The 12,627-nt window shown below is 51.9% G+C and carries 8 protein-coding genes; 4 read left to right on the top strand and 4 right to left on the bottom strand.

Features of this window, described 5'->3' with window-relative positions; genetic code table 11:
• Positions 1–2 precede the first annotated feature (2 nt).
• Together idnD and WFL93_RS19440 are read right to left on the bottom strand one after the other, a co-directional pair.
• Positions 3–1,034 carry an L-idonate 5-dehydrogenase gene (idnD, locus tag WFL93_RS19445; protein ID WP_336778819.1) on the bottom strand — a complete coding sequence of 344 codons (1,032 nt, stop codon included), beginning with the start codon at positions 1,032–1,034 and terminating at the stop codon, positions 3–5.
• Positions 1,035–1,204: 170 nt separating this feature from the next.
• The gene (locus WFL93_RS19440) at positions 1,205–1,906 is read right to left on the bottom strand and encodes a response regulator transcription factor (protein ID WP_009127526.1); all 702 of its coding nucleotides are present in this window, start codon (positions 1,904–1,906) and stop codon (positions 1,205–1,207) included.
• Between the two features lie 487 nt (positions 1,907–2,393).
• On the opposite strand from WFL93_RS19440, the gene WFL93_RS19435 reads away from it, so the two are divergent.
• From WFL93_RS19435 to WFL93_RS19425, 3 genes are all read left to right on the top strand, one after another.
• Positions 2,394–6,068 carry an ATP-binding protein gene (locus WFL93_RS19435; RefSeq protein WP_336778818.1) on the top strand — a complete coding sequence of 1,225 codons (3,675 nt, stop codon included), beginning with the start codon at positions 2,394–2,396 and terminating at the stop codon, positions 6,066–6,068.
• Positions 6,069–6,175: 107 nt separating this feature from the next.
• Positions 6,176–6,799, top strand: a complete 624-nt coding sequence (locus WFL93_RS19430) for a response regulator transcription factor (RefSeq protein WP_009127522.1) — start codon at positions 6,176–6,178, stop codon at positions 6,797–6,799.
• A 318-nt stretch (positions 6,800–7,117) separates the two neighbouring features.
• Positions 7,118–9,121 carry an NADPH-dependent 2,4-dienoyl-CoA reductase gene (locus tag WFL93_RS19425; RefSeq protein WP_336778817.1) on the top strand — a complete coding sequence of 668 codons (2,004 nt, stop codon included), beginning with the start codon at positions 7,118–7,120 and terminating at the stop codon, positions 9,119–9,121.
• On the opposite strand, the gene rlmG is transcribed toward WFL93_RS19425, so the two are convergent.
• Positions 9,122–10,240 (bottom strand): 23S rRNA (guanine(1835)-N(2))-methyltransferase RlmG, encoded by a 1,119-nt coding sequence (gene rlmG / locus WFL93_RS19420; protein ID WP_009127519.1) that lies wholly within the window; start codon positions 10,238–10,240, stop codon positions 9,122–9,124.
• A gap of 81 nt (positions 10,241–10,321) precedes the next feature.
• Between rlmG and WFL93_RS19415 the strand changes: the two genes are divergently transcribed.
• A complete protein-coding gene (locus tag WFL93_RS19415) occupies positions 10,322–10,822 on the top strand; it encodes a M48 metallopeptidase family protein (RefSeq protein WP_008103482.1) in 501 nt (166 codons plus the stop codon).
• On the opposite strand, the gene WFL93_RS19410 is transcribed toward WFL93_RS19415, so the two are convergent.
• The gene (locus WFL93_RS19410) at positions 10,819–12,507 is read right to left on the bottom strand and encodes a chloride channel protein (protein WP_336778816.1); all 1,689 of its coding nucleotides are present in this window, start codon (positions 12,505–12,507) and stop codon (positions 10,819–10,821) included. The genes WFL93_RS19415 and WFL93_RS19410 overlap by 4 nt on opposite strands.
• Positions 12,508–12,627 lie beyond the last annotated feature (120 nt).

Here is a 12,627-nt window from a genome sequence, read left to right as displayed (position 1 = left end):
CCTTAAAAGGTTAACTGAACTTTAGCGGCGCGGGTTTTATCGCCAGCAAACTGCAGCGCGGCATCAATATCCTGCAAGGCGTATTCGCCGCTGAACAGCGGCAAGGGATCAACCACGCCGTTAGCCAGCCACTCGACGGCGGTATTAAATTCATGGGTAAAGCGGAAGGAACCGACCAGATTAATCTCTTTAGCAATCAGCGCCATAATCGGTAAGTTCGGAATGGTACCGCCCATGCCAACCTGCACCAGCGTACCTTTAGCACAGACCACATCAAGGCAGCGCTGCAGCGAAGAGGGATGCCCAGAGGCTTCAAACGCCACATCGAAATAACCTTTGTCGGCAAGATAAGGCGCGAAATCGCCATCAGCTGCATGGATGACGTCGGTTGCACCCATCTGCTGCGCCATCTTCAGAGAACGTTCGCTGATGTCGCTACAGACAATTGACGCTGCTCCGCGTGCTTTTGCCGCCGCCGCAATCAGACAGCCAATCGGCCCAACCCCCGAAATAAAAACCTGTTTGCCGGTGAGATCGCCCGCCTGATGCGTTGCGTGAATGCACACTGCCAGCGGCTCGGCGAAGACCATCACCGTTTCATCGGCATCCTGTGGAAAAGGCACACATTGCGCGCTATCTACCACTTTGTATTGGGTAAAGCCGCCGTCAACGTGCGGGACATACATGGCGCTACCGAAGAAGCGCATTGAGGTGCACTGGTTTTCCTGATCGCGCTGGCAATATTTGCATTCGCCGCAGGGTTTAGATGGATTGACCGCGACTTTTTGATCCGGCTTTAGTTGCGGATTATCGCTTTCCACCACGTAGCCAATCACTTCATGTCCGAGGATCATCGGCATTTTGATCTCAAAACTGCCGACCTTCCCTTCCTGATAGTAATGCAGATCGGAGCCACAGATGCCGCCGCGCGTGATGCGAACTAACGTGCCTTTGCCCTCCCATTTCACCTGCTGCTGTGCAACGCTGACTTGTTTTTTTCCAGTGATCACACCGGATTGCGTGTCGATATTCATCCTATCCCCCTGAGTGCAAAACAATGGGGGCCATCAGACCGGTTTAAGCAGCTTCAAACTGTGACAAAGATCACTCAAAAACATGTTACGGAACAGGTGTTACTGGGAACGTGATGTACGCAATGCAGAACAGGAAAAAGGCGGTCATGAATTGCCGCCTGTGAAGAGAATCAATAGCCCGACATCAGGTCGTGACTGTATTTGAACAGCTCTGAATCTGAGCGCAAACCCAGTTTTTTCAACGCAGACTGTTTTTGCCCGCTCACAGTTTTGCGGCTGCGTTTAAATTTCACTGCAATCTGCGACACGCTCAAACCATCAAGGAAACACCGCACCACTTCTACTTCGCGTGGGCTGAGGGTTTTCACCTTCTCATACATATTGCCTTTGCTGTTGAAATCGTGGTTCTCATCCAGCGACTCTTCGCTCATCACATAGAGATTTTCCACTTCATAGGCCACTTCTTTAGACAAGAATAAACGCCCTTGCGCCACCTGACGGATGGCGTGCGTAATATCCTGCATATTGTGACTTTTGCCGATAAACCCTTTTACGCCCGCGCTCAGCACCATTTTGACGATTGCCGGGCTTTCCATTGAGGAGGAGATCAGAATTTTCTGCTGTGGATAGTGATTACGTAATTGCTTAACCAACGCAAGACCGTCCAACTCACGTTCACCAAGAAGAAAATCCAGTACCAGTACATCAACGGTGGTACTTCTTAGCTGATTAAATAACTCATTGCTCGAAGCCCAGGTGCCCACCAAATGAATATCGGGCTCATGTTTTAAACACAACTCGAAAACGGTACGGACCATGGGGTGATCATCAAGGACAGCAACACGCACTTGCTTATTGTGTGCATATACCATTTATTTATTCCTTTATTACAGTTTTAACTTTGTCCAATTGTGATAACCACACCAGATGAAGTGAATCTATGATATTAAAAAGCGACACTTAAAATAATCAATCGGTCGCAGCGCTGTTATTATCAAAATAATTTAACCCGTAAAACGAATCTGTCATTCGTTTCTTCAGGCTGTCTTATTTGTTGCGCTGGCATTTAACTTTTCCGCCCACACAAAACTGCGAAAATTCTGACTTAACTCCTCAACAAGACCACATAAGAATTGTCTTGAAAGGTCCCGAGTCAGTTAACACATTGAATAAAAACACCAATTAATAAAAAAGCCATTTTTTCTCGAGCAGGTGCTTTCTTTATCAATATGCCACTATTTCAAGAATGGTCGCAAAACACAGGTACAAAGATGATAGGAGAAGAGAATTATTTAAATGTCTCTATACTCCCTTGTCCTTACTGCAATTAATGTAATTACTTTGTCTTGAGATGGTATCGTGTTCATTCAGCCTGCAATTTTCCGTCTGGCAACGTTATTGCTGCTAATTTTATTTTCCTGCTCATCGGTTGCGGCGGAAAAAACACTGCAACTACTCGCACGCTATGATACGACGCAGCCAGCCCTGCAATTAGCGGAACCCATTCCTTCTGGATTTCGTAATAAAGTGCTCAAGGTTGCCGTAGCAGGTCAGCCACAACCGCCTTTATATATGGACACCGATAAACGACGCTTTGAAGGACTCAGTGCTGATTACCTCTCTCTGATTCAAAGCATGCTCGATACCACGATTGAGCTCTATCACTATCCCAGCCATAGCGCCGCGCAAAATGCGGTGATTAACGGCGAAATGCAGATGCTGGCGATCAATGTCGTGCTGCCATCGTCACAACCTCAGCCTTTACTCGCCAGCGTCCCCTGGATGCTGGATTACAGTGTGGTAGGACATAAACCCGATCATGCTATTAACCTGAATCACACGCTTGCGCAGCGCGTCGCCTGGTCCGGCCCTCCCCCACAACGCGAATACCTTGAGAATATCTATCAAGATGACCATTTGGTGCGCTTTCCCGGTTATTACGATGCGGTAGCAGCAGTGGTGTTTGATCAAACCGGTCAGGTTTGGGGCAATGCCGCCACGCTGAACCATCTCAATCGTTACCTGTTCGCGCATGCCTTAAAAGTGGCGCCCGATGAGCAGAGCATTCCCATGGATGTCAGCTTTGGCATCAGCCCACAGTTGCCCAAACTGGCTGATGCGATCAATCAGGCACTGCAGCAGATCCCGCTGTCGATTCGTATGCAGATAGCCAAACGCTGGCAGCTTGATGCCCATCATGTCTTGCAGAGCAATCCCCTCGCGTTAACTCAGGAAGAGGAGCAGTGGTTGAAGGAACATCCAGGCATTGATACCTCGCTCTCAACGGTGCTGGCTCCCTTAAGCAGCCGAACCGGAAACATGCCATTCCGCGGCATGACCGTCGACGTGCTGGAGCTTATTACCAACCTCACGGGAATGAGTTTTATCGCGCATGGTCAGGAAGATGATCCACCAACCAGCAGCAGTGATATGTTGCCCAGTCTGTTTCCGCTGGAGATCCTTGAGCGGGAAGACGAGAAGCATCCCCAACTGACCACGCGTCCGTGGTTAGTTTCGCATTGGGTTATCATCCGCAATCAGAAACCCCGCAGTATCATCGGCCAGGATACCTTCCCATTTGGTTCGGCATTGATGTTGAGCAATCAGGTGATGAAAGAGTGGATGCTGCAGCATTATCCAAATCTGAACCTTACGCCTGTAGACGATCCGGTTGACGCCTTACGCCAGCTGCAAGATCACAAGGTTGACGCTGTGGTGCTCCCCAAAATCTTTGCGGATTACCTGCTACGCAATCATTTCGGCGACAGGTTAAATGTCGAAAGCACGCTGGGTGCAGAGCCTGCACGTTTTGTCATGCGTGCTACGTCCGGTAATGAACTGTTAATCAGTATTCTAAATAAAGCGTTACTGGCAATTCCACCGGAAACGCTGTTTAAACTGCTGGCACAGTGGCGTCAGGCAGAAACCCCGTTCCTTAGCGCCTCATGGCAAAACTACAAACAGGCGGTTTTGCTTATTGTTTCAGTATCAGCCGGATTAATCCTGTTGATCCTGTTCTGGAATCATCATTTACGCAAAGTCATTCAGCAGCGTATTCAAGCCGAAAATGCCTTGAAAAATCAGCTTAATTTTACGCATACGTTATTTAATGAATCACCGGTCGCGATGTACATTCGCGACAAAAAAACCCGTCTGGTTGACTGTAATCAAGCCTATTTACGCTTTATGAATTTTCGTCGTGATGAGGTCATTGGCAAACGCCTTTCTGACGTGCTAACCGGCAACAATGAAAGCATTCACAGTATTGAAGATGGCTACCAGCAAACCCTGCTGGATGGCGAAGCTGTGATACGCGATATCCATATGGCGCTTGATCATCAGGCTTATCAGCTCTATCACTGGACGCTACCGTTTCGCGATCGACTAGGCGATGTGGCGGGCGTCATCGGCGGCTGGCTGGACGTGACCGAACGCAATGCGCTGCTGCAGGAGCTACAGCTGGCAAAAGATGCCGCCGACAAAGCGAATCGATCCAAAAGTGAATTTCTCGCCAGCATGAGCCATGAGATCCGTACGCCGCTGCATGCCATTATTGGCCTGCTCGAGCTGGAAACCCGATCGCATGCCGCGGACTCGCTCTCAGAAAATATTCGTGTCGCCTACAGTTCAGCTCACGCATTGCTCTCTTTAATTGGCGATGTGCTCGATCTGTCGAAAATTGAATCGGGCCTGTATCAGCCCACGCTGGAAACCGTCTATTTGCCGGATGTGATCGAGCAAGCCGTCGCCCTGTTCCGTAATAAGGCCGAGAGCAAGGGGCTCGATCTGCGTGTGGAGATGGATATTGCCGCTTACTGGGTGAAAACCGATCCGCTGATGATTAATCAGATCCTGTCTAATCTGTTAAGCAACGCGATTAAGTTTACCGAAGAAGGTACGGTTACCGTGGTGCTTATGCAGGGCATCGCGCAGGAAGAGGAAGGCAGCGAATTCGTCATTGAAGTGAGCGATAACGGCTGCGGCATGACGGAAGATCAGCAACATGCCATATTCGAACCCTTCGTGCAGGTCGGAGATCGTCATCAGCAGCAACTGGGCACCGGATTAGGATTAAGTATCTGCCGTAATCTGGCACATTTGCTGGATGGCGAATTAATTGTCGAAAGTGCACCAGGTGAAGGCGCCGTTTTCTCCTTCTACTTCCGCGCAGCGCAAGGCGAACCACGCGATCAAACGCAACCTCACCTGTCACAACCGCCGTTATCTGACAAGCTTTCGGTCCTGGTGATTGATGATCATGCACCGAACCGTTTACTGCTCGGTAAGCAACTCGAAATGTCAGGCCATCAGGTGGTGGTGAGTGAAAGTGCTGCTGAAGCATTGGCGCTTTGGCAGCAGGAACCGCTACGTTTTGATTTGATTATTACCGATTGCAATATGCCGTCGATGAACGGCTTTCAATTCGCTGAGGCGCTACGCCAATATGAGCAGCAGTATCAACTACCACCGATTATGCTGTTTGGTCTGACCGCATCTGCCGAGCAGCATATTATGCAGCGCTGCTTACAGGCGGGCATGAATGACTGTCTGTTTAAGCCTTTGAACCTCGATAGATTGCTGGCGAAGATCGCGCAGTGTATTCATCGTGGCCCGGATGACGCACGGCAAAATTATGCAGCAGCGGATGAAAGAGAGCGGATCAATGAAGTCGCCGTTACTGAAGCTGTTGGATCTGATAGCGCACTTTTCCCACCATTTTTAATCCAACTTGCTGAGCGGGATGCGGAAAGCTGCCGGGCATTACTCACCAGCATCCGTACCAGCCACGATGAATTGCTCCGTGAGTTGCAGCAGACACAGGAAGCAAGCACGCTATCCCAGCTAGGCCATAAACTTAAAGGGGGGGCCGCGATTCTGAATGCTCATGCCTTGATGAAATTAGGTCGGCAGTTGGAGGTGCACCGTGAAGAAGCGCATGACGCGCAAGCGTTAATTCAGCAAATAACATTAGAAATCGGCCGGGTGAATCAGACATTATTTGAATTCGCAGTAACTCATCTGAAAAATCAGTAATTTTTTTAGCTTCATAATTTTAACGAGACATTTCTCGGTTCGCCCCATTACGTCGGCGGACATAATACCTTCAGCGTCATCACTACGATGGCGTCAAAGGGAGAGATATGTTTAATGCAAAAATCCTCATCATTGATGAGCATCGTTTGGTTGCCGCCGGCGTGCAGGCTTTATTATTAATGAATGGCTTTAATTGTGTCACTACTGCGCACACAATTAACGATGGCATTGATGACATCATTCATCAGCACATCGACATATTAATATTAGATCCTGAATTCAAAGAAAAAAATGGCATCGCATTTTTACGCGATATTGTTAAATCGAAGAGCTGGATGAAAGTCATATTGATAAGCCAGGGTGGGAACAACCACATTTCAATACAATCGCTTAGCCAGGGCGCAAATGGGTTTGTTTCAACCTATGATCCCATTCAAACCCTGATCGCTGCGATTGGCTGCGTTTCGAATAATGTAAATTACCTGCCCGGTGATATTCTGGATAAACGCCAGCGCTATGTAAATGAGCAAGATATGCTGTCTCGCTTAACAGATCGTGAGAATTTAATCCTGCGCCAACTCGCTCAAGGAAAATCAAATAAAACCATCGCTTATGAACTTGGGTTGAATAATAAAACCATCAGCACCTATAAAACAAAAATATTCCAAAAACTCGAATCAAAAAATTTATTCGATATTATTGAGCTTGCACGCCGCAACGGTGCATGTTGAAAGAAAATCAAGACCAGTCTTGCGGAATTAAAGAACGATGGCATGGCATGATATCCCTCGTCCTTACCCCGGACAGTGTGTAATAGATTGAGTACTTCTGAAATCCATAACCACAGAGCTAATTTATTAGCCCCATCTTCATGCTATTACAGGGCGAGTAGGTTTCTTCCCGTGCCTGGCGAAAGCGTCCGAAACTTTCGTCTGCGACTTACCGCCCTGCTTTTTTTGATGCTTCTCACAGGCTGAACGCCTCACATTTCCTTCCCGCTAAAATCCCGCTAGAGTTCACTCATCCGACCACTTTCTGAGTATGTGATCATGTCTGAGCATTATGCCCACCTGTTTGCCCCGCTGGATTTGGGCTTTACCCAACTCAAAAACCGTTTCCTGATGGGCTCGATGCATACTGGATTAGAGGAACATGCAGCAGGCGCTGAGCGTCTGGCGGCATTCTACGCTGAGCGCGCACGCGAAGGCGTGGCGCTGATTGTCACGGGTGGCATTGCCCCCAATCCGCAAGGTGTAGTGGCGCAAGGTGGTGCGATACTCAACCAGGAGCATCAGTGCGACTGGCACCGTGAGATCACGGGTGCCGTGCATGCGGCAGGCGGAAAAATTGCGCTGCAAATTCTGCATGCTGGGCGCTACAGCTATCAGCGTGATCTGGTTGCGCCTTCGGCGTTGCAGGCACCGATCAACCCCCTTACACCGCAAGCGCTCAGCGATGCTGACATTCAGCAAACCATTCAGGACTTTGCTCGCTGCGCCAGGCTGGCACAGCAGGCGGGTTATGATGGTGTTGAGATTATGGGCTCGGAAGGTTATCTGATTAACCAATTTCTGGTGGCGCATACCAATCAACGTGATGATGATTGGGGTGGCGACGTGGTGCGCCGGCAGCGGTTTGCACTAGCCGTCACGCAGGCGGTACGCGATGCCGTTGGCCGCGACTTCATCATTATTTTCCGCTTATCGATGCTGGATCTGGTGAATAACGGCAGCTCGCTGGAAGAGACGCTGGCGCTGGCACACGCGCTGGAACAGTGCGGTGTGACGCTGTTTAACAGCGGCATTGGCTGGCATGAAGCGCGTATTCCGACCATCGCAACCTGCGTGCCTCGCGCCGGTTTTGCCTGGGTTACGCAACATTTACGCGAGCGCGTTTCGGTGCCGGTCATCGCCACCAATCGCATCAACCATCCTGATATTGCCGAACAACTGTTACGCGACGGGATTGCCGATATGGTGTCGATGGCGCGTCCATTTCTCGCCGATGCCGCTTTCGTCAGCAAGGCAAAAAACGGTCAGCCGGACGCCATCAACACCTGCATTGCCTGTAATCAGGCCTGCCTGGATCAGATTTTTGTCGGCAAAGTGACCTCATGCCTGGTCAATCCGCGCGCCTGCCACGAAACGCTAATGCCGGTGATCAACACTGAACACCCGAAAAAACTGGCGGTGGTAGGCGCCGGTCCTGCCGGCATGGCCTTCGCCCTGCAGGCAGCACAGCGTGGCCATCAGGTTACGCTGTATGAAGCTGATGCACAGATTGGCGGGCAATTTAACATCGCTCGGCAAATCCCTGGCAAAGAAGAGTTCAGTGAAACGCTGCGTTATTTCCGCCATCAACTCGCCGCCGCGGGCGTAACGATCAACGCACAACATCGGGTGACGGCTGGCGAGCTGGAAGCCTCGGATGAAGTGATCATCGCTACCGGCATCATCCCGCGCCAGCTGGCGATTCCCGGCATCGACCACCCTAGCGTACTGAGTTATCTCGACGTCATACGCGATAAAAAACCGGTGGGAAAACGTGTGGCCATCATCGGTGCGGGCGGCATTGGTTTTGATACTGCCGAGTTCCTGCTGCATCAAACCAGTCATGAAGATTTCTACCAAAGCTGGGGCATTGATCGAAGCTTACAGGCGCGTGGCGGTTTGATTGCGCCACAACCGCAGCCGGCCGATCGACAAATCTGGCTGCTGCAGCGCAAATCAGGTAAGCCGGGCGCTGGGCTGGCGAAAACCACCGGCTGGATTCATCGCGCCAGTTTGCAGGCACACGGCGTGCAGATGTGGGGTAATGTCGAATATTTGAAGATTGATGATGCTGGGCTACATTTGCGTCATCAGGGCGAAGATAAGACGTTGGCGGTAGATAATGTGGTGATTTGTGCCGGTCAGGAGCCGCTGCGTCAGCTGGCGGACGAGCTCAGCGCACGGGGTAAAGCGGTGCGGGTGATTGGTGGTGCAGACGTGGCGCAGGAGCTGGATGCTCGCCGCGCCATTGCTCAGGCGACCGAACTGGCGCTAAGTGTCTGATTAACGCAGTTTGACCGAGCGCAACACGACAAACTTGGCATTGGACGCCACCAGCTCGCAGTTGCCAAACAGCTTTTTCATTTTGACGTGATAACCGAGGTGGCGGTTGCCAACGATGCGCAACTCGCCGCCATACTGCAGGCAGCGTTTCGCATCACGCAGCATTTGCCACGCCAGATGATCGGTCACCGCGTGCTGCTGATGGAACGGTGGATTACACAGTACCGCATGCAGGCGATCCGACGGGAAGCCGCTCAACACGTTGTTAACGCGGAACTGGCAGCGCGCCATATCCTGCGGGCGGTTCACTTCCACATTCAGCTTGCTTGATGCCACCGCCATGTAAGATTCGTCATAAAACAGCACATCCGCAGCCGGGTTCTGTTCCAGCGCCAGCAAGCCAATCACGCCGTTGCCACAGCCCAAATCGAGGATCTCACCTTCAATGTCAAATGGCAGATGCTGCATAAAGAAACGTGCGCCGACATCCAGCGAGGCGCGGGAGAAGACGTTGGCGTGGTTATGGATCTGATACGCAGAATCGTCGAGCGGCCACACGGTGGTCGCAGGCTGATCGGCTAACGTTGGTGCGCTATAGCGGCTATAAATCAGACGGGCTTTTTTCCATGCCAGCGAGGTTTTGCTCTCACCCAGAATGCGCTCAAACAGTTGCAGCGTGGAGTTGTGAATATCTTTGGCTTTCGCCGCCGCCAAAATCAGCGTGTCCGGCGTCACCACCTCGCGCAGCGCGCGCAATTGATGCTCAAGCAGCGCCAGCGCTTTAGGGATTTTGATCATCACCACGGCTGGCGCAGCGGGCAGCGGCGCCAGGCTATCGATAAAGTGCACCTGATCCTCATCCATCTCGTTGAGGCGCAGGTTCTGTTTCGCCGCTTGTTCACTCAGTAAAGAGTCACTCACGTGCCACACCGGGCGCGCGCCTAATCCGCAGGTCAGGGCACCAAAGCTGTCGTTGAACACCAACACCGGTCCCTCGGGCAGCTCTTGCTGCAACAGGTACTCATCGGCGGAATCCCACGCCTGTAGCGGGCTCTCCTCGCGCATAGGCGGGAAGCGGTGCAGCGTCAGCGTGCGATTGGTCAGTTCAAGTTGGCTCATGGAATCTCCGGCGTGGTACACTTTGCGCGATTTTCGCCCTAAAAAGGGGGCGCAGTATACTGTCTTTCGTCGGGAATCCCAATGTCATTAATCTATCTGCAGGGTTACCCTGAAAACATCCTTGAACAGGTGCAGACGCTCATTGAACATGAACGTTTAGGCTCCTTTCTCCAGCAACGCTATCCCGATACGCATAATATCGTCAGCGACCGGGCGCTTTATGATTACACGCAGGCGCTGAAAAACCGCTATATGCGCAGCGCGCCGCCGGTGAGCAAGGTGATTTGGGACAATAAGATCAAGGTGATGAAGCACGCGCTGGGGCTACATACCGCCATTTCGCGCGTACAGGGCGGCAATTTGAAAGCCAAAGCGGAGATCCGCATTTCCACTTTCTTCCGCCTGGCACCGGAAGCTTTTTTACGCATGATCGTGGTGCACGAGCTGGCACATCTTAAAGAAAAAGAGCACGACAAAGCCTTCTATCAACTCTGCTGCCACATGGAACCGGACTATCACCAGCTCGAATTCGACGCCCGCTTATGGATGACCGACCAGGCGATGCGCGGCAACGCGGCTTAGAGAAACTCCTGCGCTTTTTGAATCAGACTGGTTTTCGTCAATGCGCCCATAAAGCGGCGTTCTTGCGGATTATTTAGCACCGGTAAACGCTCCAGCGTTACGCGCGCAAAGGCTTCCCAACCTTCACGCATGCTTTGATTCTGATAAATGCAGGGGAAGTTATTGTCCATCACGTTACTCACTGGCGAATGCAGGGTGATCTCCTGCGACAGCACCTTGCGTGAAATATCGTGAATCGACACCACGCCGAGAAACTGCCCTTCGCTGTTAATCACATAAACATAACGTTCGCGCTTGAGTGAACTGACCGCCAGCGCCTGTCCAACCGACTCTCCCGGCTGCAGCGCCGCGCCAGGAATGATCAGCTGGTCGACGCGCATATTATCGAAATCATACTTAGCTTCTGAGCGGCTGAAATGCGCGCTCACCACCGGATAAGTGCTGGAGGACTGCAGGCGATATACCACCATTGATGCCAGCACTGACGCGATCATGATCGGGAACAGCAGGCTACTGTTTAGCGTCATCTCTAGCACCATCAGCATCGCCATTAACGGCGCCTGGCTAACCGCCGCCAGCACCGCCGCCATGCCGATGGCCGCATACAGTAAGGTATCGCCCACCGGTAGATGCAGCATCACGCCGATTTGAGCCAGCGCCACGCCCAGCAGCGCGCCGATGAGTAATGAAGGGGTAAACAGCCCGCCGACTGCATTGGAGCCCACCGACAACGTGGTGGCTAGCGTCTTCAAAACCAGTAATCCCAGCAGCCCCAGCAAGACATACTGGCCATCAATGATTTTGACGATCACTTCATAACCGTTCCCCAGAATATCGGTGGAGATCAGCGCCAAAAAGCCGACCATTAAACCACCGGCGCCCAGGCGCAGCGGCAGCGAACGCACGCGACCGAACATCGCCTTACTGCGCGCAATCAGTTTGATCAGCAACCAGCCGGTAATACCGGCGACAAAACCAATCAACAGCGTCATCACTAAACTGCTGATATCCATCTGGAACAGTGCTTCAGATAGCGGATAAAGCGCGCTGCGAAAGCCCAGCGACCACATGGTCATCACCGCCACCGCCGACGCAACGATCAGCGGGATCAGCCGTTGCAGCGCTGAAATGCCAAAAGCGATTTCCGCGACAAAAATCGCTGACGCCAGCGGGGCGTGATACACCGAAGAGAGCCCCGCTGCGGCAGCCATCGCCACGATATCGCTGTTACGCAGATTCAACGACGCAGGCAACCAGCGCCCGATCAAACTGCCGCTCAGCGCCGAAAGTTGCACCATCGGCCCCTCTTTACCAATCGACGCACCGCTGCCGATACTGGCAATCGATGACAGCGCGCGGAACAAGGAGGTTTTGGTTGGCACCGCATCGAGCCGCGCGTTGATCACTTCCAGATAATCGGTTTGCACCGTTTCCTGTTTTTCAATTGCCACCGCGTAACGCAGGAACCAGCCAGCCACTACGCCACCGGCACCCACCAGCAGCGGCCAGAAGATCCACGGCCAGACATGCATCGCCACGGTAATTTCATTATCACTGTTGAACAGCAGGTGGTTGATCAACTCAATGACACCGCGAAACGCCAGCGTGACCAGCGAGGCCACCAATCCTACGGGAATAGCGATCAGTAATGTGGTCCAGTTCAGAGCATGTTTACTTCCACTCACCCGCGCGTCCCCGCTTAGTCGGTCAAAAAGTTGTGCGGCATCATCATATTGGAATGCGGATCCCAGGATCAAATTTCACCTGACTTCCGCTGCAATCAACATGCTACTCTGCCGTTTTAC

Origin of the sequence: Pantoea sp. USHLN256 (assembly GCF_037149875.1) — a bacterium.
GTDB classification, from domain to species: Bacteria; Pseudomonadota; Gammaproteobacteria; order Enterobacterales; family Enterobacteriaceae; genus Pantoea; species Pantoea nemavictus.
Note: the sequence above shows the minus strand (reverse complement) of the source record. Positions and strands in the feature narration are given on the sequence as shown.